Here is a 25,829-nt window from a genome sequence, read left to right as displayed (position 1 = left end):
AAATAAATAGATTCCAACTTTACTCAAGCAGACATTTCGCTTAATTTAAACTGTAATTTTTACTATTATTACCCTTACGCAAACGTTAACTTAACTTTTTAGGTTTCAATTTCCTAAAAACTAAAGAAAGCGGTATTTTTGTTGAAAATAGATTAATAAAAGATGAAAACACTAAAAGATTTTAATTTCAAGAATAAGAAAGCGTTAATTCGTGTAGATTTTAATGTGCCTTTAAATGATAAATTAGAAGTAACAGATGCTACAAGAATTCAAGCGGCAAAATCTACAATTATAGATATTTTAGAGCAAGAAGGAAGCTGTATTTTAATGTCACATTTAGGGCGTCCAAAAGGATTTCAAGATGAATTTTCTTTAGGACATATTGTAGACACAGCAACTGAGATTTTAGGAGTTAAAGTAAAGTTTGTTGCAGATTGTATTGGTGATAAAGTAGAAGAAGCTGTTGCAAATTTACAATCTGGAGAAATCTTATTATTAGAAAACTTACGTTTTTATGAAGAAGAGAAAAAAGGAGATGTTGCTTTTGCAGAAAAATTATCGAAATTTGGTGATATTTATGTAAATGATGCTTTTGGTACTGCGCACAGAGCACATGCATCAACAACAATTATTGCTCAATTTTTCCCTGAAAATAAATGTTTTGGAAACTTATTAGCAAGAGAAATAGAAAGTATAGATAAAGTATTAAATAATTCTGAAAAACCAGTTTTAGCAATCTTAGGTGGTGCAAAAGTATCTTCTAAAATTACAGTAATTGAAAATATTTTAGACAAAGTAGATCACTTAATTATTGGTGGTGGAATGAGTTTTACTTTTATTAAAGCACAAGGAGGTAAAATTGGAAACTCTATCTGTGAAGATGATAAAATGGAATTGGCTTTAGATATCTTAAAGCAAGCAAAAGAAAAAGGAGTAGAAGTTCATATTCCTGTAGATGTGATTGCTGCAGATGATTTTTCTAACGATGCAAACACACAAATTTGCGATATTAATGCAATTCCTGATGGTTGGGAAGGAGTTGATGCGGGACCAAAATCTCAAGCAATTTTTGATACGGTAGTTAACAAGTGTAAAACTATTTTATGGAATGGTCCTTTAGGTGTTTTTGAAATGGCATCTTTTGCAGGAGGAACAATTGCATTAGGTCATTCTATAGACAAAGCAACCAAAAACGGAGCATTCTCTTTAGTTGGTGGTGGAGATTCTGTTGCTGCTGTAAAACAATTTGGTTTTGCAGATAAAGTAAGTTATGTTTCTACCGGTGGTGGAGCAATGTTAGAAATGTTAGAAGGTAAAACTTTACCAGGTATTGAAGCTATTTTGAAATAAGCTCTCATTACTTAATAAAAATAATATTTATAAATAAGCGTGTAATTTAAAAATTACACGCTTTATTTTTTGGTTAAAGTATTAGTTTATAATTTAGCGGTCAGTTTTTTTACAATTACACGATTAAACATTTACACAATTACACTTCATTTATATATGAAATACACAAAATTACCAAATACAGATATTAAAGTTTCTAAGATTTGTTTAGGAACCATGACTTGGGGAAAACAAAACACACAAGAAGAAGGTTTCGAGCAAATGGATAATGCTTTAGAACAAGGTGTAAACTTTTTTGATACGGCAGAATTATATGCTGTTCCTGCAAGGCCTGAAACATACGGAACCACAGAAACTATTATTGGAAACTGGTTAAAAAAAACAGGAAATAGAGATAAAGTTGTTTTAGCAAGTAAAATTGCTGGTTCTGGTGATTATACAGCTCATATAAGAACAAACGGATTTGAAAAAGAAGCAATTATTGAAGCGGTAGAAGGTAGTCTTAAAAGGTTACAAACAGATTATATAGATTTATATCAGTTGCATTGGCCAGAAAGAGGTGTTAATACTTTTGGAACAAGAGATTACCCTTATAAGACTTCAAAAAAAGAAGCAGAAAACCATGTAGAGATTTTAGAAACTTTAGATGCATTAATAAAACAAGGGAAAATAAGACAAATTGGTTTGTCTAATGAAACTCCTTGGGGAACCATGCAGTATTTACAAGCAGCCAAAGAAATGAATTTACCAAGAATGGCAACCATTCAAAATTCTTATTCTTTAGTGCACCGTGGTTATGAATACGGTATGTCTGAAGTTTCTATGAGAGAGAATATTGGTTTATTGGCCTATTCTCCATTAGCGCAAGGGGTTTTAACGGGTAAATATTTAAGAGGACAAAAGCCTGCCGATGCAAGAGGTATATTGTTTCCCAATTACATTACAAGATATCAGACAGATTTAGTTGATGAAGCAGTTTTAGCTTATGAAGCTCTTGCTATTAAAAATGGTATGACTTTAACAGAGTTGTCTTTAGCGTACATAAATCAGTTACCATTTGTTACGAGTAATATTATTGGCGCAACAAAAATGAGTCAGTTAAAAGAGAATATAGGAAGTATCAATATTGATTTATCTGATGAAATTTTACAAGAAATAGAAGCAATTCATAAGTTAATTCCGAATCCGGCACCTTAAAATTAGTATGCAGTTTATTAGTCTTCAGTAGGCAGTCTTCAGTTTGAAGTATAAAAAAACCTGTCATGCTGAACTTGTTTCAGCATCTCAATTTACAGAACTTAAATAATCATACAGCATCTTAAATAAATTCAGATTGACAAAAAAATCCGATGAAAAATTTTTCATCGGATTTTTTTGTTTTTATTCCTACGAAAGTAGAAATCTATTTTTTACGTCTTGATTCTAAAAATCTTGGTTCTTTTACTTAACCAATTCAATAGAACTCGCTACAAAACGTACATCTTCTACAAAACCTACAATCTCTGCCTTTCTAATTACATTACAAAAGCCAATATGTTTATCATGCGCATCGCCAAAATCATCAATGCCAAAACCATCTACAAAATATGCTTTGTCATCAAACCGAACAGCTAAACTACATCCAGCTTCAGATTCTAAATTAAGCTGACATTGGCCACAAGAAATTTCTGCAACATGTTTTACTTCTTTCTTATTAGCACAAGAAGCGAATATTAATAAACTTAAAACAATTATTTTTTTCATCATTATAAAATTTAAAACATTACAGTGAGAACTGCTCAGATCCACCTTTTAACACAACAGTGATCACTGAATACTGAGACTGAAACTGCCAACTAACTACAAGTAACAGTGATAACTGAATACCGCGACTGCCACTGAAAACTATTTAAACAAAACAGTGATAACTGAGTCTGCCCACTGAGACTGCCTACTAAAATTTTATTTCCCTCCCCAAGAATCTCTTAAGCCAACAATCTTGTTAAAAACTAAATTGTTTTCAGTAGCGTCATTATCAACATTAAAATAGCCCATTCGCTGAAACTGAAAACGTTCGCCAATGGTAGCTGTTTGTAAACTCGGTTCTACAAAAGCAGTAATAACTTCTAAAGAATTAGGGTTTATAAATTCCATAAAATCCTTGTCTTTATGGCTATCTGGCGCTTCATCTAAAAACAATCTGTCATAAGCTCTTACTTCTGCTTTTACAGCATGTTTTACAGAAACCCAATGCAAAGTACCTTTCACTTTACGCTTGCTTTCTTCGGTGTCCATTCCAGATTTTGTTAACGGATCATACGTACATTGTATTTCTGTAATATTTCCGTCTGCATCTTTAGTACAACTAGTTGCAGTAATAAAGTATGCATTTTTTAAACGTACTTCTTTACCTAATTTTAAACGAAAGAATTTCTTATTCGCTTCCTCTCTAAAATCCTCACGTTCTATATAAATCTCTCTAGAAAAAGGAACCTCTCTACTACCAAAACCATCTTCGTAGTCGTTATAACTAGCATCTAACATTTCCTCTTTTCCTTCCGGATAATTGGTAATTACCACTTTTACAGGATCTAAAACTCCCATAACTCTTTTGGCAGTTTTATTTAAATCCTCACGAATTTTAAATTCTAAAAGTGCTACATCAATTACGTTTTCACGTTTAGAAACACCAACAGTTTCAATAAAACTCTTAATAGATTCCGGAGTATAACCACGTCTTCTTAAGCCAGAAATTGTAGGCATTCTTGGGTCGTCCCAACCAGCAACAATTCCTTTTTCAACCAAAGTTAGCAACTTACGTTTACTCATTATGGTGTAACTCAAATTCAAACGAGAAAATTCACGTTGTTTTGGTGGATTTGGATATTCCGATTTGCTAAAATCGTATACATTATCTCTAAACCAATTGTACAATTCTCTGTGAGGTTTAAACTCTAAAGAACACAAAGAATGAGATATTTGCTCAATATAATCACTCTCACCATGCGTCCAATCGTACATTGGGTAAATACACCAATCAGAACCAGTTCTATGGTGATCTTTATACATAATTCTGTACATTAAAGGATCACGCATTAACATATTTGGGCTTTCCATGTCAATTTTTGCACGCAAGGTATGTTCCCCTTCCTTAAATTTTCCATCTTTCATTCCCTGGAATAATTCCAAGTTTTCTTCAACAGATCTGTTTCTAAAAGGACTATTGGTACCCACCTGAGTTGGCGTCCCTTTTTGCGTTCTCATATCTTCCGAAGATTGAGAATCTACATACGCTTTACCATCTTTTATCAACAAAACTGCCCAATCGAACAATTGCTGAAAATAGTCTGATGAATAACACTCATTTGCCCAAGAATAGCCCAACCAAGAAATATCTTTCTTAATTGCATCTACATATTCTTGTTCTTCTTTTGCTGGATTTGTATCATCAAAACGCAAATTTACAGGCGCATTATAAGTCTCACCCAAACCGAAACTAATTCCGATTGCTTTTGTGTGACCAATGTGCAAATACCCATTTGGTTCTGGCGGAAAACGAAAACGTAAATTTTCTTTTGGCATTCCGTTTGTTAAATCCTCTTCAATAATATGCTCTAAAAAATTGAGCGATTTTTTCTCTTCAGACATCTGTTTCGGTACAAAATTAAGCACCAAAATTACGTAAAATAACTCATTTTTAAATGCTTTTTTTGGGTGTTTCCCTACGGGTCGTGCTTTCCACTGTAGTTTTTTATCGTTTTAGAAAAAAAACGATAAAAAAGCTGCCGTTTCAATCACTAACACAAGTAGTAGAAAGTCTATAAAAATCGGTTAATAACGCTATATTTGTTCTTTTAAATTACAAAAATGGGAATAATACAAGTAAACAACATAAAACTCTATGCTTTTCATGGATGTTTAGACGAAGAAGCCAAAATAGGAAGCGAATATAGCGTTGATGTAGAAATTAAGGCAAATTTAAAAAAATCATCTAGAACAGATGAATTGGAAGACACCGTAGATTATGTGCACTTAAACCGTATTGTAAAAGAAGAAATGGCCATTCGTTCTAAACTTTTAGAAGAAGTGGCACAGAGAATCTTAAATAGAATATTTAAAGAAATTTCTAGAGTAAAAAAAGCGAAGGTTTCTGTAGCTAAGATTAATCCGCCAATCGGTGGAAATGTAGAAGAAGTAGTAATTATTCTTACAGAAAAAAGATAAATTCTACGCAGATAAAAAGAGGCTAACTTGTTTTAAAATCTTAAAATTTATTTGTTTTGAGTATTAATTAAAAAAAATACTTGTAATCTTTGTAAATTTGCGTAAATTTGCAATCCTTAAAAATAGATTTTAGATCTTGCTTTAAGATAAAAGGTGTCTTGGCCGAGTGGCTAGGCAATGGTTTGCAAAACCATGTACAGCGGTTCGAATCCGCTAGACACCTCCAAAAACCTCATTCTTTTAGATTGGGGTTTTTTTTATTTTCTACGAATACTAAATAAACCATAGCGAATACTAAATGGTAACCCTAAGACTAACATAAATTATTATTTTTGAGCTGTATTTATAAATACTATTATTATGAAAAAGAAAAATTTACTTTTAACAATCTCAATTTTGCTGTTAATTTTCTCTTGTAAAAAGGAAGAAATTAAAACAGATAACATTTTTAAGTTTAAAGAATATATAAGTTATACTACCTCCGGAGTAGTTTCGGTAGCTAGTAATATAGAAATAAATTTAGCCAAAGAAGTTACAGGTTGGGAAGCAAACCAAGAAATTTCAACTGAAATTATTTCTGTGAAACCGCATGTAAGTGGTACCGTTAAAACGGTAAATAAACATGCTTTTGTATTTATACCAGATGAAATCTTAGATTCAGATACAGAATATACTGTTAATATAGATTTGAAAGAAATTTATAAAGATACTCCTCAAAATTTTGAAGATTACACTTTTCAGTTTAAAACAATTGCACCTAATTTTAATATTCAGACAAATAATTTACAATCGTATTCTAAAGAATATCAATATTTAGAAGGAGTTGTAAAATCTGCGGATGTAATTTCATTAGAAAATGCTAAAAAGTTACTGAATGCTTCTCAAAACGGAACATCAAAAAATATCGTTTGGAATGAATCTTATGAGAAAGGTAAAGTTTTTGAGTTCAAAATAGATAGTGTTCAGCGTTTTGTAGAAGACACTCAATTAGCTATTTCTTGGGATGGAAAAGCAATAAATGCGGAGTCTAAAGGTGAAAATGAAGTTTTAATTCCGGGTAAAAACAATTTTAAAGTTCTCAGTCTAAAAGTAAATAATACTTCTGAACAGTATATTTCTATCAACTTTTCTGATCAACTTAAAAAACAACAAAATTTTGACGGTCTGGTAACCATCAAAAATGAAAAAAAACCACGTTTTATTGTCAACGGAAACGAGTTAAAAGTGTTCTCAGAAAATAAGTTTCAAGGAGATGTTTTGGTTTCTGTTTTTCAGGGAATTAAAAATTCTGATAACTATAAATTAAAAGATGCTTTTAAAGAAACCATTACTTTCGAGCAGAAAAAACCACAAATTAGAGCAATAAGTAGCGGAACTATTTTACCAAATTCTAAAGACTTAAAGTTCAATTTTGAAGCGATCAATGTAAAAGAAGTAACGGTTAGAGTCATAAAAATTTACGAAGATAATGTGTTGCAGTTTTTGCAAGAAAATAGCATGAACAGTAATAATGAATATCAAATTAAACGCGTTGGTAGACGTATTGTAAAGAAAACGATTACATTAATTGATAACAAAGTAAATAATACACAAAAATGGAAAGCGTATAGTGTAGATTTGGCTAAATTGATGGACGCAGAACCGGGGGCTATTTATAGAATAGAATTGAGTTATAATAAAAATCAAGCATTTTATGAATGTTCAGAAAATCAAGCTGTAAACTCAGAGTTTGAAGAGGAAACATATGACGATTTAAGTAAAGTTGAGGACGAAGAAGCAAGGGAAGAGTTGTATTGGGATAACAAATTATACGATTATAAAGACCGTAATTATAACTGGCGAGAAAGAGACAATCCTTGTTCAGATTCTTATTATTACTATAAAGAAGTAACTCAGAATTTATTAGCTTCTAATTTGGGTATTATCGCCAAAAAAGGTGAAAATAATTCTTATTTCTTTGCCGTAACTAATATTTTAGATACCAAACCGCAAGCAGGAGCTACTATTAAATTATTTGATTTTCAGCAACAAGAAATTGTATCCACTAAAACAGATGCAGAAGGGTTTGCAAATATTGAGACCTCTAAAAGTGCCGCTTTTGCGGTGGTTTCTAAAGGAAATAATAAAGGGTACATTAGATTGTTCGACGGGAATTCTTTGTCTTTAAGTAAGTTTGATGTTTCCGGAAGTAAAACCGAAAAAGGCTTAAAAGGATATATTTATGGGGAACGCGGAGTTTGGCGCCCAGGCGATAATGTGTATTTAACGTTCTTGTTGAATGATGCAGATAACAAATTACCAAAAAATCATCCTGTAAAATTAGAAGTTACAGACCCGAGTGGTAAATTAGTATACAAAAAAGTAACATCAGAAAACTTAAATAATTTTTACAAGTTTACTTTTTCAACTACTCAAGAAGCAAAAACAGGAAACTACAATGCTAAAATTTCTGTAGGTGGCGCAAAATTTTACAAGTCTTTAAAAATAGAAACAGTAAAACCAAATCGGTTAAAAATTAAAGTAGATTTTAATGATGAGGTTTTGGCTAGCAACAAACCCATTAACGGAACTTTAGATGTAAAATGGTTGCACGGAACACCAGCGAAAAATCTTAAAGCAGAAATTAAAGCAAAAGTTTCTACGGCAAATTATGGTTTTAAAGATTATAAGAATTACGTTTTTACAGATCCATCAAGAGAGTTTTCATCCGAAGAAATAAATATTTTTGATGGGAAGTTAGATGAAAACGGAATGGCAAAAATTGATAGTAAATTAACTATTGGTAAAAATGCTCCGGGTATGTTAAACGTTCAATTTTTGGTAAGAGCTTTTGAAAACGGAGGTGATTTTTCTATAGATGCTTTTACTAAAAAATATGCACCATTTACCTCTTTTGTAGGGTTAAAATCTCCAGAAGGAAATAGATATGGTTCTTTTTTTACAGATGAAAATCAGTCTTTTTCTGTGGTTTCGGTTGATGAAAAAGGAAGTCCAGTTAAAAGAGATGAAATAGAGGTAGAAGTTTATAAAATTGAATGGCGTTGGTGGTGGAGTTCTTCAGATGATAACTTGTCGAGATATACTTCTAGTAGTTATAAGAAACCATACAAAACTTTAAAAATTAGCACGAACTCTAAAGGGAAAGGAAGTTTTAATTTGAATATTCCAGAAGGAGATAGAGGTCGTTTTTTTATTAGAGTAATTGATGAAAAAAGTGGACACGCAACAGGTAGAACGGCTTATTTCTATAAAAATTGGTGGCAAAATGCTACTTCTGGAGATAAAGAAGCTGCTAAAATGTTGGTTTTTTCCGCAGATAAAGAAAAATACAATGTTGGTGAAACTGCTAAAATTACATTCCCTTCTGGTAGTGAGGGACATGCTTTAATAAGTATAGAAAATGGTACAAAAGTTTTAGAAACCAAATGGGTAAAAACAACGAAAGGAACAACTTCTGTAGAAATTCCTATTAACAAAAATATGGCGCCGAATGTGTTTGTAAATATTTCATTATTACAACCGCACCATGTCTCAGAAAACGATTTGCCTTTAAGGTTGTTTGGTGTAATTCCACTTTTAGTAGAAGATAAAAATACCAAGTTAGAGCCTCAAATTTCAATGCCAGATGAGTTGCAACCAGAAAAGGAATTTGTTGTAAATATTTCAGAAAAAGACAACAAAGCCATGACCTATACTTTGGCGGTCGTAGAAGAAGGTCTATTAGATTTAACACGCTTTAAAACGCCAAATGCCTTTGATGTTTTCTATGCAAGAGAAGCTTTAGGTGTAAAAACGTGGGATATTTTTGATGATGTAATTGGTGCGTATTCGGGTAGTGTAGATCAAGTTTTTGCCATTGGTGGAGATGGAAGTGCTGCTGCTGCAAAAAATAGAAAAGCCAACAGATTTAAACCAGTTGTAAAATTTATTGGTCCGTTTTATCTTAAAAAAGGAAAAACAGCATCACATAAAATTACGTTACCAAATTATATTGGCTCTGTAAGAACCATGGTGGTTGCGGGTGATGTTACTAATGAAGCTTTTGGAAATGCAGAAAAAGCAGTTCCTGTTAAAAAGCCTTTGATGGTGTTGGCTACGTTGCCAAGAAAATTATCGCCAAAAGAAAAAGTTACGTTGCCAATTACCATTTTTGCAATGGATAAAAAAGTAAAAAATGTAACCGTACAGGTAAAAACGTCTAACGGAATTGCTGTTATCGGCAACAAGATTCAAAAACTTAATTTTGAGAAACCAGATGAAAAAATGGTGTATTTTGAAATGGATGTTTTAAAAGCAAACGGCATCAATACTGTTGAAATTATTGCATCCGGAAACGGAGAAAAAGCATCTTATAAAGTAGAGTTAGATGTTGTAAACCCAAACCCAATTACGTCTAAGATTGTTGATGCAACAATTAAAGGAAAAGAATCGCAAGATATCAACTTTAATACGTTTGGAGTAGAAGGTTCTAATACAGCCATGTTAGAATTATCTACCATTCCTCCAATTAATTTTTCTGGAAGATTAGAGTATCTAATTCGGTATCCGCATGGTTGTGTAGAACAAACGACTTCGAGTGTTTTTCCGCAATTATTTTTGAATGATATTTTCGACTTAACGTCGGATAAAAAACGTCAGATTCAAGAAAATATAGAAAACGGAATTAAAAGATTAGGGAATTTTCAGCAAGCAAATGGAGGTTTGAGTTATTGGCTTGGAGAAAATTACACGAGCGATTGGGGAACCACCTATGCAGGTCATTTTATGTTAGAAGCTGCTAAAAAAGGATTTGTTTTACCGTTAACTTTTAAGAGCGATTTTATCAGATATCAGAAAAATGCTGCAAGAAATTGGAGACCAAATTACAGAAATAATTATACAGATTTAGCACAAGCTTATCGTTTATATACGTTGGCTTTGGCTGGCAGTCCAGATTTGTCTGCGATGAACAGAATGCGCGAGTTTAAACAAATTTCTAACGACGCAAAATGGCGTTTGGCTGCAGCGTATGCTTTGGCAGGACAAAAAGAAGCAAGTTTAGAAATTATGAGTACGGCAAACATCAACTTTACAACCTCTAAATATAATTATTATTCTTACGGTTCTGTAGATAGAAACCGAGCAATGGCTTTAGAAACCATGTTAATTACCGATCATAAAGACATTAAAGAGGTAGCGAAATCTATTGCAAAAGAATTGTCTAGCAGTAGATGGATGAGCACACAATCTACTGCATATAGTTTGTTAGCTATTGGTAAGATGGTGGTTAAAAACGGAGGGAAAGCCATCAACTTAAAGTACACGAACGGAGGGAAAACGGTTGCTGTAGATACGCAAAGTTCTATGGTGCAAAGAACTGTTAAAGTTAAAAACGGAGCAAACTCCATCACTATAAAAAATGAGGATAACAATGTTGTTTTTGCAAGAATTATCAACTCAGGGCAGTTGCCTCTGGGTGATGAGATTTCGGAAAGTAGAGGTTTAAGTACGTCTGTTCAGTATTTAGATTTACAGGGAAAAGCTATAAATATTAATAATTTGAAACAAGGTCAAGATTTTGTGGCAAAAATTATTGTGAGCAATCCTAAAAATGAAACGGTTAAAGATATTGCGTTAACGCAAGTTTTTCCATCAGGATGGGAAATTGTGAACACCCGTTTTACAGATTTTGGAACGACTACAAAAAGTGAAGCTCGTTATACGGATATTAGAGATGATCGTGTTAATTTTTATTTTGATTTGGAACGTCAATCTAACAAATCGGAAACAAAAACGTTTACTGTATTATTGAATGCAGCGTATTTAGGAGCTTATTATTTACCAGGAATTCAAGTAGAAGCGATGTATGATCATGATTATTTAGTTAGAACAAAAGGACGTTGGATTGAAGTGGTGAAGTAACGTAATTCCAAAAGAAAGAGTGTCATTTCGACGATAGGAGAAATCTCATAAAGAGAAGAATATAAATATGAGATTTCTCAATTGCCTAAAAAGGCTCATTTCGAAATGACACTCGAACACCTAAAATAAACTTTTAATACATCAAAATTGAAAATAACAAACTACATAAAACGTCATAAAAAGAAAACAATATTGGTTGTTATTCTGTTGATTTTTTATGCATTTTGTTTACCAAGTCAATTATTTACAAAGCCAACATCAACTGTAATTACGAGTAATAATAATGAATTGTTGGGCGCGTTAATTGCAAAAGATGGTCAATGGCGTTTTCCGCATAAAGACTCCGTTCCTCAGAAATTTAAAACCTGTTTAATTCAGTTTGAAGATGAGCATTTTTATGGGCATCCAGGGTTTAATCCAGTTTCTATTTTAAAAGCCTTAAAACAAAATTTACAAGCAGGAAGTGTAAAAAGAGGAGGAAGTACCATTACACAACAAGTTATTCGATTAAGTAGAGACAATAAATCTAGAACCTATTTTGAGAAAGTAAAAGAATTAATTTTAGCAACACGTTTAGAAATTAGAGCATCTAAAGAAAAAATTATAACCTTTTGGAGTTCTAATGCGCCTTTCGGCGGAAATGTTGTAGGTTTAGATGCTGCTTCTTGGCGCTACTATAATAGAAAAGCATCAGATTTATCTTGGGCAGAATCTGCAACTTTAGCCGTTTTACCCAATGCGCCAAACTTGATTTATCCCGGGAAAAATCAACAAAAATTATTGGTAAAAAGAAACCGATTGTTAAAAAAGTTACTGAATAAAAATATCATAGATTCTTTAACGTATGAATTATCAGTTTTAGAGGAATTACCACAAAAACCGTATGCACTTCCACAGATTACACCGCATTTATTACAAAAAATCAATAAAAAAAATAATGGAGAATTTGTAAAAACGACCATAAATAAAAGGTTGCAAATTCAAACAAATTTAATTGTAAATAATTATTATAATAAACTGAAAAACAATGAGATATTTAATATTTCTGTTTTGGTTTTAGATGTAAAAAATAGAAAGGTTCTAACCTATGTTGGCAATTCTAAAACTACTAAAGAAAATCAAAAAGACGTAGATGTTATAGATAAGCCAAGAAGTACCGGAAGTATTCTAAAACCCTTTTTGTACGCTGCCATGTTAGATAGCGGAGATTTGTTGCCAAATATGTTGGTTGCAGATGTGCCTTCAAACTTCGGGAGTTATCATCCAGAAAATTTTAACAAAAAGTATTCAGGAGCAATTTCTGCAAAGTTAGCGTTGTCTAGATCTTTAAATGTGCCAACGGTAAGAATGTTACAAAATTTTGGTTTGGAGAAATTTCATCATTATTTGCAAAAATTAAAACTGAGAGATTTAAAGAAAGATCCTAATTATTACGGGCTAACATTGGCTTTAGGTGGTGCAGAAAGTAATTTGTGGGATTTGTGTAAAAGCTATGCATCAATGGCATCTACGATAAATCATTATTCTGAAAACTCTAGCAGGTATTTTAAAAACGAATTTTGTGAACCTACTTTTTATGCGGATGAAAAAATAAACTTCGGAGAAAAATCATCAGAAAAAATTATTTTTGATGCCGCTTCTATTTATCTCACCTTAGAGAGTTTAAAAGATGTAAATAGACCTAATGCAGATCAGAATTGGGCATTTTTTGACTCTTCTAAACAAATTGCTTGGAAAACAGGTACAAGTTTTGGGTTTAGAGACGCTTGGGCAATTGGAACCACAAAAGATTATGTAGTTGGTGTTTGGGTTGGAAATGCAGATGGAGAAGGAAGACCAGGTTTGGTTGGTGTGCAAGCTGCAGCACCTATTTTATTTGATGTTTTTGATAAGTTGCCAAATTCAGAATGGTTTGAGAAGCCTTTTGATGAAATGACCGAAATAGAAATTTGTGCTAAAAGTGGTTACCGAGCAACCGAAAATTGTGAAGAAAAGACACTAGAATTTGTTCAAAATGCTGGTTTAAAGACAAAACCTTGTCCGTATCATGTTTTGGTAAATGTAGATGCATCAGAAAATTATCAAGTAAATACTTCTTGTGAGCGTTTAGAAAATATCAAACAAAAATCATGGTTCGTTTTGCCGCCTTTAATGGAATACTATTATAAGGATAAAAATCCGTTTTATAAACCGTTGCCAAAGTTTAGAAATGATTGTTTGGGTGAAGTAAAAAATGCGATGAAATTTATTTATCCAACGGAAAAGAGTACTATTTTTTTACCAAAAAATTTCGATGGAAAAAAAAATGAGCTGGTTTTAAAAATAGCACATGCAAATAAGGAGGCTATCTTGTATTGGTATGTAGATAACGTTTATGTAGGTAGCACAAATGAGATCCATGAATTTGGGGTGAATTTAAGTATAGGAACTCATCTAATTTCTGCCACAGATAATTTGGGAAATGAAATTCATCAACAAATAATAGTAAAAGAGTAATTTAATTATAGAAGTATTTTTGTGATTCGTCTTAAGTAAAATGCAGTTTATCGAAAAAAGATTTTTAAAATGGGTGTTAATTGTATTTTTGATTACCAAAAATAAACTAATTTATATGATCTTTTTACAAGCTTCAACACTAACTAACGAGGGAATCAATCAATCTATTTTTGAGAATCAATTGTTATTTGTTATTTTAGGCTTGGTTGTCTTTGTTTTTGGTACAATAAGGTTTGCTAAATTCTTAAGTGAACTAAATTTTAATAAGACATCTAAAAAGTCAAGTTGTAATTCATAATGTTTTTTTATGGGTAATCTTTAGACTTTTCTTAACAAAAACCCATGTTATTTTCTCCATCTTTGCTTTCTGTTTACTTTTAATAAGTATTATGAATATATTGAATCATAATTGAGTATTTTTATGCTCGATTTTATGATTTTAATTTATACAGCATGAAGATATATCCTATAGAAACTGGTAATTTTAAATTAGATGGAGGTGCAATGTTTGGTGTTGTGCCTAAAACTATTTGGCAAAAAACAAACCCTGCAGACAGTAATAACTTAATAGATATGAGCATGCGTAGTATGCTTATTGAAGATGGAGATCGTTTAATTTTGGTAGATACCGGATTAGGAGCCAAACAATCAAACAAATTTTATAGTTATTATTACCTTTTTGGAGATTTCTCTGTAGATACTTCTTTGGCTAAACATGGTTTTCATAGAGATGATATTACAGATGTTTTTTTAACGCATTTACATTTTGATCATTGTGGAGGTGCTATAGAATGGAATGCGCAGAGAACCATTTTACAACCCGCTTTTAAAAACGCCAAGTTTTGGTCTAATGATAAACATTGGAAATGGGCTACAGAGCCAAACCCTAGAGAAAAATCATCTTTTTTTACAGAAAATATTATTCCGATTAAAGAAAGCGGACAATTAAATTTTATTCACAGCAATGCCTTCGATCAAATTGGTTTTGATGTTTTATTTGTAGATGGTCATACAGAAAAACAGATGTTGCCTAAATTAACATATCAAGGAAAAACAATTGTTTTTGTGGCAGATTTGTTACCAACAATTGGTCATATACCTTTGCCTTATGTAATGGGGTATGACACGAGACCTTTGTTAACATTAAAAGAAAAGGCAGCCTTTTTAAACTTAGCTGCAGATAAAGAATATTATCTTTTTTTAGAGCATGATGCATACAATGAAGTTTGTACAGTACAGCATACAGAAAAAGGAGTTAGATTAAAGAATACACACAAATTTATAGACATATTTAATTAAGATTATGAAAGTTTTAAAACCTATTTTTTATACAGCAATTGCTGGTCTTGTTTTTACAAGTTGTAAAACAATTTCTAATATACCGGTTCCTCAGGGATCTGATGTAGCAATAGTGGCAGTAGCTAAGAAAGCGCCATTAACAGATGCACAGAAAATCAGTTGGGGGCATTTAGATTTAATAAAAGATTCTATTCCAGGTATGTCAGTAGACAAAGCCTACGATTTCTTAAAAGGTAAAAAGAGTGTAACCGTTGTAGTTGGGGTTGTAGACTCTGGTGCAGATTTAGCTCATGAAGATTTAAAAGATGTTGCTTGGGTAAACACAAAAGAAGTTGCAGGAAACGGAGTTGATGATGACAAGAATGGTTATGTAGATGATATTAATGGATGGAATTTTTTAGGAGATGCGTATAAAGAAAATTTAGAAGCAGATAGAATTTTACACAATCCCTCTTTAGAAAGTCCTGAAATTGTTGCAGAAATTAAAGCAGCACACGAAGTAAAAGTTGGAAACGCAGAAAAAACAAAAACTCGATTTGAGCAAATGTTAATCGGCGTAAAAGGAGCTAATGAAAGTTTGGCAAAGCATATTGGAAAAGAAGACTATACCGCTAAAGATGTAGCCGCAATAACCACAGAAGATCCTTCATTATTACAAAGTATTGCAATAGCAAAACAGATGTATGGTTTTGGATTGTCTTCTTTAAGTCAAGCACAAGAAGAAATTAAGAAAGAGTTAGATAAATCTATTGCGTTATTAAATAACGATTATACTAATTATAGAAAGGGAGACAACCCAGAAGATATTAATGATTCTCCGGGTTATGGAAATGGAAATACTGGCGTTTCTATTAAAAGTGAAGCACATGCTACGCATGTTTCTGGAATAATTGGAGCATCAAGAAATAATGGAAAAGGAATGAATGGAGTTGCAGATAATGTAAAAATTATGTCTGTACGTTCTGTGCCAGATGGAGATGAGTATGATAAAGATGTAGCTTTAGGTTTACGTTATGCAGTAGATAACGGAGCAAAAGTAATTAACACTAGTTTTGGTAAAGGCTATTCTCCTCATAAAGAATGGGTATACGATGCAATTAAATATGCAGCAAAACACGATGTATTAATTATAAATGCAGCAGGTAACGACGGTAAAAATATTGATGTAGAAAGAACCTACCCTAACGATTCTAAAGATTTAGTAACAGAGGTTTCTGATAACGTATTAACAATTGGAGCAATGAGTTCTAATTATAACGAAAAGTTACCAGCTAATTTTTCTAACTATGGTAAAAAGAATGTAGATGTTTTTGCACCAGGAGTTCAAATTTATTCTACAACTCCAGAAAACGAGTATAAATATTTTAGTGGTACATCTATGGCGGCACCATCAGCAGTAGGAGTAGCTGCTTTAGTACGTTCTTACTATCCTAAATTAACAGCAAGCCAGGTAAAACATATTTTAATGAATTCTGGAATTAAAATTAATTTAGAAGTAATTAAACCAGGATCTCAATCTAGAGAAAACCCTAAAGGAGAGTTAGTTCCTTTTTCAGATTTATCTGTTTCTGGTAGAGTTGTAAATGCTTACAATGCTTTACAAATGGCAGATAGAATGGTAAACGGAAAAAAATAAATTATTAAACTTAAAGAGGCTGTCTAAAAAGGATTAAATCTTGTTATACTGAACTTGTTTTAGTATCTCAACTTACTGAAGTTCAATCTTCATAAGAATCTGAAATAAATTCAGATTGATAAAAAACTTCCCTTTTAGATAGCTTTTTTTTTGAACATTAATTAATATAAATATGAGGAAAATTTACTTTTTAGGATTGTCACTAATCATGCTAACCTCTTGTAAGGTTATAAAAGATACCACTAAGGTGTCTAAAGAAACGTATTGGCAACAACATGTAGATTATACGATGGATGTTGATGTAGATGTAAAAAAATATCAATATAAAGGAAAACAAACATTAGTATACACTAATAATTCTCCAGACGATTTAGATAAAGTATTCTATCACTTGTATTTTAATGCATTTCAGCCAGGTTCTCAAATGGATGTTCGCTCTTTAAATATTAAAGACCCAGACAGAAGAGTAGGCGATAGAATTAGTAAATTAAATTCCAATGAAATTGGATACATTAAAGTAAACTCTTTAAAACAAGACGGTGTTGCAGTTTCTCATGAAACGGTTGGTACTATTTTAGAAGTACAATTAAATAAACCAATTAAATCTGGAGAATCGGTTACTTTAGAAATGAATTTTGATGCTCAGGTTCCTGTTCAAATTCGTCGTTCTGGAAGAAATAATAAAGAAGGAGTAGCATTGTCTATGGCGCAATGGTATCCTAAATTAGCAGAATACGATTTTCAGGGTTGGCACACACCACCTTATATTGCAAGAGAGTTTCAAGGTGTTTGGGGAGATTTTGATGTAACCATTCATATTGATAAAAATTATACTGTTGGTGGTTCTGGAAATATACAAAACCCACAAGAAGTTGGGCATGGTTATCAAGATGATTCAAAAGATTTAAACCTGCCTAAAGGCGATAAATTAACATGGCATTTTAAATCACCAAATGTACACGATTTTATGTGGGCTGCAGATCCAGAATACATTCACGATGTATTAAAAATGGAAAACGGAATCGATTTACACTTTTTGTACAAGAAAACTTTAGAAGCAGCATATTTAAAAAATTGGAAAGAATTTCAACCTAAAGTTGCTGAGTTGATGACGTATTATAGTGAAAATGTGGGGCAATATCCATATAAACAATACTCTGTAATACAAGGTGGAGATGGCGGAATGGAATATGCAATGTCTACTTTAATTACTGGTCAACGAAAATTTGGAAGTCTATTTGGAGTTACAGCACATGAGATGGCACACACTTGGTTTCAGTTTTTGTTAGCATCAAACGAAAGTTTGCATCCTTGGATGGATGAAGGTTTTACCACCTATATTTCTAACAAAGCAGAAAATGAAATTTTAAAAGAAAATAAAGAAAATCCACATGCAGGTTCTTATAGAGGTTATAGAACTATCGTTGCAAAAGGATATGAAGAATCTTTATCTACACATGCAGACAGATATAATACAAATTGGGCATACAGTACAGCGAGTTATTCTAAAGGGAATATTTTCTTAAGTCAATTAGAATATGTTATTGGTAAAGAAAATGTAGCAAACGGATTAAAGAAATATTTTAATGATTTTAGTTTTAAACATCCAACACCAAATGACATTAAACGCTCTATGGAAAAAACTGCTGGATTAGATTTGAGTTGGTATTTAAATGAATGGACAGAAACTACACATACTATAGATTATGGTGTAAAATCTGTAGATAATAAAACAATTACTTTAGAAAGAATTGGGCAAATGCCAATGCCAACGGATGTTGAGGTGGTTTATGTTGATGGAACTACAGAAAGTTTTAATATTCCTTTAGAAATGATGAGAGGTCATAAGCCAACAACTGCAACCGTTTTAAAAGATTGGGGTTGGGCAATGCCAACATATTCTTTTACCGTTTCTAAAGCTGTAAAATCTGTTATTATTGATAAAAGCGGATTAATGGCAGACATTAATTTAGATAACAATATACTTGAAGTAAAGTAAGAGTTTTAAAAGATAAATTAAAAGCCTTTCCTGTTTGGAAAGGCTTTTTTTGTTATGTAACAAAACATACAAAACTGTAATTAAAATTCAATTATCTTTGTAGTTATGAATGAAAACTTAAACCCTGAAAACGACAATTTGTCAAACGAAGATTTAGACGTAGAAAAAAAATTACGTCCGCTTTCTTTTGATGATTTTACAGGACAGGATCAAGCTATAGATAACCTAAAAATATTTGTTGAAGCAGCAAATCAACGAGGAGAAGCTTTAGATCACACCTTGTTTCATGGCCCTCCAGGTTTAGGGAAAACTACATTAGCGCATATTTTAGCCAACGAGTTAGAAGTGGGTATAAAAGTTACTTCTGGTCCTGTTTTAGACAAACCCGGAGACTTGGCAGGTTTACTAACAAATCTAGATGAACGTGATGTGTTGTTTATTGATGAAATTCATAGATTAAGCCCTATTGTAGAAGAGTATTTATACTCTGCAATGGAAGATTATAAAATTGATATTATGATAGAATCTGGCCCAAATGCCAGAACCGTTCAAATAAATCTAGAACCTTTTACTTTAATTGGAGCTACAACCAGATCTGGTTTGTTAACAGCCCCAATGAGAGCTCGTTTTGGAATAAGTAGTAGATTACATTATTACAAAACAGAGTTATTAACCACAATTATACAAAGAAGTGCTTTTATTTTAGGAGTTCCTATTTCTATGGAATCTGCCATAGAAATAGCAGGTAGAAGTAGGGGAACACCAAGAATAGCTAATGCTTTATTAAGAAGAGTTAGAGATTTTGCACAAATAAAAGGAGACGGAAGCATTACCATAGAAATTGCAAAATATGCCTTAAAAGCATTAAATGTAGATGCCCATGGTTTAGATGAAATGGATAATAAAATTTTGATGACCATTATTGATAAATTTAAAGGAGGCCCTGTTGGTTTAAGCACCATTGCAACGGCTGTTTCAGAGAATACAGAAACTATTGAAGAAGTGTACGAACCTTTTTTAATTCAGCAAGGTTTTATTATGAGGACTCCAAGAGGAAGAGAAGTTACAGAATTAGCGTACAAACATTTAGGAAGAGTAAAAGGAAAAAGTCAAGGAGAATTGTTTTAATCGCAGGGAGATAGCGAAGGGTTTAATTCCTAGAGGCTTGCCTCGAAATGAAAAATATTTGTATCGAAAGCATACTTGTGTCCTTGAATTGAGGTTGTTGATTATTTAGAAATAGAAGACAAGATATACGAAACTCGTGAAACAAGGAACGAAAACATAAGAGTAGGAATTCCTTCCCTTTGGGAAGGTTAGGATGAGCTAATGAATATAAAAAAAATCATACCAATTTTAGAATGGTTGCCAAACTATAACAAGTCTCTTTTTAAAGGAGATTTGTTAGCGGGTATAACGGTTGGTATTATTTTAATTCCACAAGGAATTGCGTATGCTTTAATTGCAGGTTTACCACCTATTTATGGTTTGTATTGTGCCTTAGTTCCGCAAGTTATGTATGCTATTTTTGGTTCGTCTAGACAGGTTTCAATTGGTCCTGTAGCTATGGATTCTTTAATTGTGGCCACAGGAGTATCTACCTTGGCTTTGGCAGGATCGGAGAGTTATATTTCAATCGCTATTTTATTAGCGTTAATGGTTGGAGCAATTCAATTTATTATGGGGATTTTTAGTTTGGGTTTTATTGTAAACTTTCTATCAAAACCCGTTATTACTGGTTTTACATCCGCGGTAGCGTTAATTATTGGTTTCAATCAATTTCGAAATTTGTTTGGAGTAGACTTTGTTCAAAGTGATCAATTACAATATGTTGCAGCCGATATTTGGAGTCGTATAATTGAGTTTAATCATCCCACAACTGTAATTGGATTGGTTTCTGTGGTAATAATTATGATTTTCAGAAAAATCAATAAAAAAATACCAAGTGCATTAATTGTGGTTATTCTTGGCATTGTAATACTAAAATATTTCGGAAAATCTTATAGTGAGGTTTCCATAGTAAAAGATATCCCTTCTGGGTTGCCAACATTTGGAATTCCGGAGTTTGATATCGATTTAATTAGAGAGCTTTTACCTATAGCATTTACCTTGGTAATGGTAGGGTATTTAGAAACCATTTCTATTGGTAAATCTTTAGAAGCAAAACAAGACGAATACAGAATAAGACCCAATCAAGAATTAATAGCTTTAGGATTAGGCAATATGGTAGGGTCTTTTTTTAAGGCATACCCAACTACTTCTAGTTTTTCACGTTCTGCAATTAATCAAGAAAGTGGGGCAAGAACAGGTATGGCTGCTTTAATATCAGTTGTAATGGTTATCTTAACGTTGTTATTTTTAACACCTTTATTTTATCATTTGCCAAAAACAGTATTGGCAGCCATTATTATAGTAGCCGTTTTTAATTTGGTAAATATTAAAGAAGCTGCTTTTTTATGGAAAGCAAATCATTTAGATTTTTGGTTGATGTTAGCTACCTTTATTGGTACGTTATTATTAGGGATTGAATTTGGTATTATTGTTGGAGTAGGGTTGTCTTTAATTGTACTAATCTTTAAAACATCTAGACCTTATGTAACAGAATTGGGTAAAGTGCCAAATTCTAATTTTTACAGAAATAAAAATCGTTTTGATGAAGTAATTATAGACGAAGATATTTTAATTTTTAGGTTTGATGCTCAAATATTTTATGCCAACTCAAATTATTTTAGAGATAATTTAGATGAAATGGCTGCAAAAAAAGGAAAGGCATTAAAGTTGATAGTAATAGATGCAGAGAGCATTAACAGAGTAGATAGTACTGGTGTAGAAATGTTAAAAGAACGAATTAAATTTTATCAGAAAAAAGATATAATGTTCTATTTTGCAGGTGTTAAGGGTCCTGTACGAGACGATTTATTTAGAAGTGGTATTCTACAAATTATAGGAATTAATAATTTTTTTATGCGGGCCAATGAAGCCGTAAAGTTTTACAAAACAGGAGATAGAGAACATCAAGAAAAATATGCCAAATACATACATCAAGCATATAAATAATATATTTTAATAGGGTTTAAAAAGAACCTAAACATCCTACAAGGTTTTAAAAACCTTGTAGGTATTAAAAAAGTAAATAAAAATGATCATAGAACAAATTTATACAGGTTGTTTAGCTCAAGGAGCTTATTACATAGAAAGTAATGGCGAAGTTGCTATTATAGATCCGTTAAGAGAAGTACAAGATTATATAGATAGCGCAGCTAAAAATAATGCAAAAATTAAATATATTTTCGAAACGCATTTTCATGCAGATTTTGTGAGCGGACATGTTACGCTGGCAGAAAAAACGGGTGCTCAAATAGTATTTGGGCCAACGGCAAAAACAAATTTTGACGCTATTATAGCAGAAGATAATCAGATTTTTAAAGTAGGTGATATTACCATTACTGTTTTACACACTCCTGGTCATACCTTGGAAAGTGCATGTTATTTGTTAAAAGATGAAAACGGAAAAGACCACGCACTTTTTAGTGGAGATACGTTGTTTTTGGGAGATGTTGGTCGCCCAGATTTAGCACAAAAAGGAGACATCACAGAAAAAGATTTAGCAGGTTTTTTATTTGATAGTTTACGTAATAAAGTAATGACATTGGCAGATGATGTTATAGTGTACCCTGCACACGGAGCAGGTTCTGCCTGTGGTAAAAATTTAAGTTCAGATACTGTGGGTACTATTGGCAATCAAAAAGAAACCAATTATGCCTTAAGAGCAGATATGACCAAAGACGAGTTTGTAAAAGAAGTTACAGATGGTTTATTGCCTCCGCCAGCATATTTTCCGTTAAATGTAAAATTGAATAAAGAAGGATATCAAAATATAGATACAGTTATAGAAAATAGTGCAAAACCATTGTCTGTAGAAGCGTTTATAATTCATGCAAATGAAACTGGCGCATTAATTTTAGATGTTCGTCATGAATCAGAATTTGTAAAAGGGTTTATACCGCAATCTATTTTTATTGGTTTAGGCGGTACTTTTGCACCTTGGGTTGGTGCATTGATAAAAGATATTAAACAACCTATTTTATTGGTAACGCCAGAAGGCGAAGAAGAAGGAACAATAATACGTTTGTCTAGAGTTGGGTTTGATAATGTTTTAGGATATTTAGAAGGTAGTTTTGATGCTTGGAAAAAAGCGGGGAAAGAAATAGATACTTTAACATCTGTTTCTGTAGCTGTTTTAGAGGAAAAAATAAAAGAAAATGTACCTGTTTTTGATGTTAGAAAACCAGGTGAACATGCAAGTGAACATGTTGTAGTTGCAAAAAGTACCCCGTTAGATTTCTTAAACAACCATATTTCTGAGTTTCCTAAAGAGGGCGATTTTTATGTGTATTGTGGTGGTGGTTATCGTTCTGTAATTGCTGCATCTATTTTAAAAGCTAGAGGTATTCATAATGTAATAGATGTTAAAGGTGGTTATGCTGCCATACGAAATTCTAATATTGAAAGAACTGCAGCAGTTTGTCCATCAACTTTAAAATAGTATAAATGAAAAAAATAGTTCCATTATTGTTTTTAAGTTTCTTTTTTTTTAATTGTAGCACACAAGAAGACCTTAAGTCTATTTCTACCAAAGAATTAAAGGGATTAATAGAAAAAGAAAATATTCAATTATTAGATGTTAGAACACCTAAAGAAGTAAAACGTGGTTTTATAGAAACAGCAAAATTTGTGAATTTATTTGATGCTGATTTTCTTACAAAAGCTTCTGGTTCTTTAGATAAAAATAAACCTGTTTACATTTATTGTAGAAGTGGTAGAAGAAGTGCTAAAGCATCTAAAATACTTAAAGAAAAGGGGTTTAAAGTAGTAAATGTTTTAGGTGGATATAACCAATGGAGAAAGGAAAATTAGGAATATAAATACATATAATAGAGAGAACAAGAGTCTTAAAAGAAGGGTTTTGTTCTCTCTTTTTTTGTACTTTAGTTTTATAAAAACAAACACGATTGAAAATTTATAAATTAGCTTTAATAACACTCTTTTTATTTTTAGTATCAAGTTTAAATGCTCAGTATTCTGCTGATTTTTTAAGATATAGTAAACTGTATCCAGAAGCAGCAAGAGTTCGTTTACAGCAAGAAACTACTATTACGATAGCAGTTGTAAATGATAGTTTACAAATTAATCAAGAATTTACAGAACAAGATTTGTATTTAACCGATGCTGCAAACTATAATTCTAAAAACACTTTAAATTTCTCTACATTTTTTGAGTTAACTAAAATAGAAGCTTCTTCTTTTTCTTATGAAAATAATGAATATGTAGAAAATAAAGTAGAAAAGTTTACAGAGAAGGATGAATTAAATCAGTCTTTTCATGATGATTCAAAGTTGTTAAATTATGTGTATTCTAATTTAGAAAAAGGGTCTAAATCTACCTTAAAATATGCTCAGAAAATTAAAAATCCTCGTTTTTTAATACCTTTTTACTTTGGTGATTATTTTCCTGTCAAACAAAATAAAGTTACCATTATTGCGGATGCAAACGTGCATTTAGAATTTAAAAAATTTAATATTTCTGATGATGAAATAAAATTTACTAAAGAAAAAAAAGGAAAACAGTTCGTTTATACTTGGGCGCTAAACAACCAAGCAGCATATGAGTATGAGGCAGATACACCAAGTTATAAAACCATTTTACCACACATTGTGCCTATTATTACTTCTTATAAAACCAATAATGGAATTATAAAGTTATTAGGCGAAGTTTCCGATTTATACAACTGGTATTATTCTTTGGTAAAAAATGTAAATACGGAAGCTCCAAGTCAAGATTTGGTAGACTTGGTTACTAAAATTACTGCAAATAAAAAAACAGATTTAGAAAAGGTAAAAGCCATTTATTATTGGACACAACAAAACATAAAATATATTGCTTTTGAGTATGCTTTGGGAGGTTTTATACCAAGAGAATCGAATGAAGTTTTTAGAAAGAAATATGGCGATTGCAAAGACAATTCTAGTATTTTATACAGCATGTTAGCAATTGCAGGTGTAAAAGGAAACTTAACATGGATTGGTACAAGAAGTATTCCCTATACCTACAAAGAGGTTCCGACGCCAGTGGTAGATAATCACATGATTCTTTCTTATGAGAACAACGGAAAAACGTATTATTTAGATGCAACAGGTCGATATATAAAATTTGGAATGCCAACGTCTTTTATTCAAGGAAAAGAAGCATTGGTTGGTTATGGAACAGCTTTTAAGATTAAAAAAGTGCCAATTGTAGCTGCTAAAGAAAATGCTATTATAGATGTAACCAATATAAAAATTGAAAACGGCAGGGTTATTGGTTCTTCAAAAACAACACTTTCTGGGTATCCAAAAATTGATATTTTTAATAGTTTAGAAACCGGGAATTCAGAAGCTAAATTAAAAACATTCTATAACACTGTGTTTCAAAAAGGAAACAATACCTTTTTAATCAGCAATTTTAAAGAAACCAATAAATATAATTACGACGATGATTTTATAGTGAATTATGATTTTGAAATTAAAAATTATGCCAAAAATTTGGGAAATGAAATTTACATCAACCTAAATTTAAATAAAGAAATCTCATTCTATAAGACAGATAAAAAGCGTAAAAACCCTATAGAATATGATTATAAAAGATATTATAGCTATAGGACTAAATTAGAAATTCCGAAAGGTTATAGTATCGATTATGTGCCTGAAGCCGTAAAAGTTTCTAATGATTTATTAACTTGTGAAATTAGCTATCAAGTAAAAGAAAATGAAGTAATTTATAAGCTAGAAATTGAATTAAACTTCTTAGTGTTATCAACAGAACAACAAAAAGAAGTAAATAAAGAGATTAAAAAAATTGAAAGCAATTATAAAGAAATTGTAGTTTTAAAAAAAGAATAAAACGAAA

15 protein-coding genes and 1 tRNA gene are annotated in these 25,829 nt (G+C 31.8%); 14 read left to right on the top strand and 2 right to left on the bottom strand.

Features of this window, described 5'->3' with window-relative positions; genetic code table 11:
* The first annotated feature begins 162 nt into the window (after positions 1 to 162).
* Together pgk and JOP69_RS10835 are read left to right on the top strand one after the other, a co-directional pair.
* Positions 163 to 1,350: a phosphoglycerate kinase gene (gene pgk, locus JOP69_RS10840; RefSeq protein WP_203392612.1), complete on the top strand. Its 1,188-nt coding sequence runs from the start codon at positions 163 to 165 to the stop codon at positions 1,348 to 1,350.
* A gap of 156 nt (positions 1,351 to 1,506) precedes the next feature.
* A complete protein-coding gene (locus JOP69_RS10835) occupies positions 1,507 to 2,547 on the top strand; it encodes an aldo/keto reductase (protein WP_203392611.1) in 1,041 nt (346 codons plus the stop codon).
* 243 nt (positions 2,548 to 2,790) lie between these two features.
* On the opposite strand, the gene JOP69_RS10830 is transcribed toward JOP69_RS10835, so the two are convergent.
* Together JOP69_RS10830 and JOP69_RS10825 are read right to left on the bottom strand one after the other, a co-directional pair.
* A complete protein-coding gene (locus JOP69_RS10830) occupies positions 2,791 to 3,093 on the bottom strand; it encodes a DUF6370 family protein (protein WP_203392610.1) in 303 nt (100 codons plus the stop codon).
* Positions 3,094 to 3,291: 198 nt separating this feature from the next.
* Positions 3,292 to 4,977: a glutamine--tRNA ligase/YqeY domain fusion protein gene (locus tag JOP69_RS10825; RefSeq protein ID WP_203392609.1), complete on the bottom strand. Its 1,686-nt coding sequence runs from the start codon at positions 4,975 to 4,977 to the stop codon at positions 3,292 to 3,294.
* A gap of 219 nt (positions 4,978 to 5,196) precedes the next feature.
* Here JOP69_RS10825 and folB point away from each other — a divergent pair, with 219 nt between their 5' ends.
* The 12 genes from folB to JOP69_RS10765 all read left to right on the top strand — a co-directional run bounded on the left by folB (position 5,197) and on the right by JOP69_RS10765 (position 25,822).
* Positions 5,197 to 5,553, top strand: coding sequence for a dihydroneopterin aldolase (gene folB / locus JOP69_RS10820; RefSeq protein ID WP_203392608.1), 357 nt, complete (start codon positions 5,197 to 5,199; stop codon positions 5,551 to 5,553).
* 152 nt (positions 5,554 to 5,705) lie between these two features.
* A tRNA-Cys gene (locus tag JOP69_RS10815) sits at positions 5,706 to 5,779 on the top strand.
* 134 nt (positions 5,780 to 5,913) lie between these two features.
* Entirely contained in the window at positions 5,914 to 11,454 is a 5,541-nt protein-coding gene (locus JOP69_RS10810) for an alpha-2-macroglobulin (RefSeq protein ID WP_203392607.1), read from the top strand.
* A 147-nt stretch (positions 11,455 to 11,601) separates the two neighbouring features.
* Entirely contained in the window at positions 11,602 to 13,950 is a 2,349-nt protein-coding gene (gene pbpC, locus JOP69_RS10805) for a penicillin-binding protein 1C (RefSeq protein ID WP_203392606.1), read from the top strand.
* A gap of 453 nt (positions 13,951 to 14,403) precedes the next feature.
* Positions 14,404 to 15,249: an MBL fold metallo-hydrolase gene (locus JOP69_RS10800; RefSeq protein WP_203392605.1), complete on the top strand. Its 846-nt coding sequence runs from the start codon at positions 14,404 to 14,406 to the stop codon at positions 15,247 to 15,249.
* A gap of 4 nt (positions 15,250 to 15,253) precedes the next feature.
* A complete protein-coding gene (locus tag JOP69_RS10795) occupies positions 15,254 to 16,885 on the top strand; it encodes a S8 family peptidase (RefSeq protein ID WP_203392604.1) in 1,632 nt (543 codons plus the stop codon).
* A gap of 208 nt (positions 16,886 to 17,093) precedes the next feature.
* The gene (locus JOP69_RS10790) at positions 17,094 to 18,884 is read left to right on the top strand and encodes a M1 family metallopeptidase (protein WP_252191230.1); all 1,791 of its coding nucleotides are present in this window, start codon (positions 17,094 to 17,096) and stop codon (positions 18,882 to 18,884) included.
* Between the two features lie 105 nt (positions 18,885 to 18,989).
* Entirely contained in the window at positions 18,990 to 20,012 is a 1,023-nt protein-coding gene (gene ruvB, locus JOP69_RS10785; protein WP_203392602.1) for a Holliday junction branch migration DNA helicase RuvB, read from the top strand.
* A 201-nt stretch (positions 20,013 to 20,213) separates the two neighbouring features.
* Positions 20,214 to 21,941 carry a SulP family inorganic anion transporter gene (locus tag JOP69_RS10780; protein WP_203392601.1) on the top strand — a complete coding sequence of 576 codons (1,728 nt, stop codon included), beginning with the start codon at positions 20,214 to 20,216 and terminating at the stop codon, positions 21,939 to 21,941.
* Between the two features lie 82 nt (positions 21,942 to 22,023).
* Positions 22,024 to 23,430, top strand: coding sequence for a rhodanese-like domain-containing protein (locus JOP69_RS10775; protein ID WP_203392600.1), 1,407 nt, complete (start codon positions 22,024 to 22,026; stop codon positions 23,428 to 23,430).
* A 5-nt stretch (positions 23,431 to 23,435) separates the two neighbouring features.
* Entirely contained in the window at positions 23,436 to 23,801 is a 366-nt protein-coding gene (locus JOP69_RS10770; protein WP_203392599.1) for a rhodanese-like domain-containing protein, read from the top strand.
* A gap of 95 nt (positions 23,802 to 23,896) precedes the next feature.
* Complete coding sequence (locus tag JOP69_RS10765; RefSeq protein ID WP_252191109.1) at positions 23,897 to 25,822, top strand: transglutaminase-like domain-containing protein; 1,926 nt, start codon at positions 23,897 to 23,899, stop codon at positions 25,820 to 25,822.
* Positions 25,823 to 25,829: the final 7 nt, after the last annotated feature.

Source organism: Polaribacter sp. Q13 (genome assembly GCF_016858305.2).
In the GTDB taxonomy this organism is placed as follows: domain Bacteria; phylum Bacteroidota; class Bacteroidia; order Flavobacteriales; family Flavobacteriaceae; genus Polaribacter.
The sequence above is the reverse complement of the archived record's forward strand: the minus strand, read 5'-3'. Positions and strand labels throughout refer to the sequence as shown.

Excerpts from the sequence above, each read along its gene's own strand:
- JOP69_RS10790 (WP_252191230.1), top strand. The coding sequence starts at position 17,094 with ATGCTAACCTCTTGTAAGGTTATAAAAGATACCACTAAGGTGTCTAAA.
- JOP69_RS10810 (WP_203392607.1), top strand. The coding sequence starts at position 5,914 with ATGAAAAAGAAAAATTTACTTTTAACAATCTCAATTTTGCTGTTAATT.
- pgk (WP_203392612.1), top strand. The coding sequence starts at position 163 with ATGAAAACACTAAAAGATTTTAATTTCAAGAATAAGAAAGCGTTAATT.
- JOP69_RS10770 (WP_203392599.1), top strand. The coding sequence starts at position 23,436 with ATGAAAAAAATAGTTCCATTATTGTTTTTAAGTTTCTTTTTTTTTAAT.
- folB (WP_203392608.1), top strand. The coding sequence starts at position 5,197 with ATGGGAATAATACAAGTAAACAACATAAAACTCTATGCTTTTCATGGA.
- JOP69_RS10780 (WP_203392601.1), top strand. The coding sequence starts at position 20,214 with ATGAATATAAAAAAAATCATACCAATTTTAGAATGGTTGCCAAACTAT.
- JOP69_RS10830 (WP_203392610.1), bottom strand. The coding sequence starts at position 3,093 with ATGAAAAAAATAATTGTTTTAAGTTTATTAATATTCGCTTCTTGTGCT.
- JOP69_RS10795 (WP_203392604.1), top strand. The coding sequence starts at position 15,254 with ATGAAAGTTTTAAAACCTATTTTTTATACAGCAATTGCTGGTCTTGTT.
- ruvB (WP_203392602.1), top strand. The coding sequence starts at position 18,990 with ATGAATGAAAACTTAAACCCTGAAAACGACAATTTGTCAAACGAAGAT.
- JOP69_RS10825 (WP_203392609.1), bottom strand. The coding sequence starts at position 4,977 with ATGTCTGAAGAGAAAAAATCGCTCAATTTTTTAGAGCATATTATTGAA.
- JOP69_RS10775 (WP_203392600.1), top strand. The coding sequence starts at position 22,024 with ATGATCATAGAACAAATTTATACAGGTTGTTTAGCTCAAGGAGCTTAT.
- JOP69_RS10800 (WP_203392605.1), top strand. The coding sequence starts at position 14,404 with ATGAAGATATATCCTATAGAAACTGGTAATTTTAAATTAGATGGAGGT.
- JOP69_RS10835 (WP_203392611.1), top strand. The coding sequence starts at position 1,507 with ATGAAATACACAAAATTACCAAATACAGATATTAAAGTTTCTAAGATT.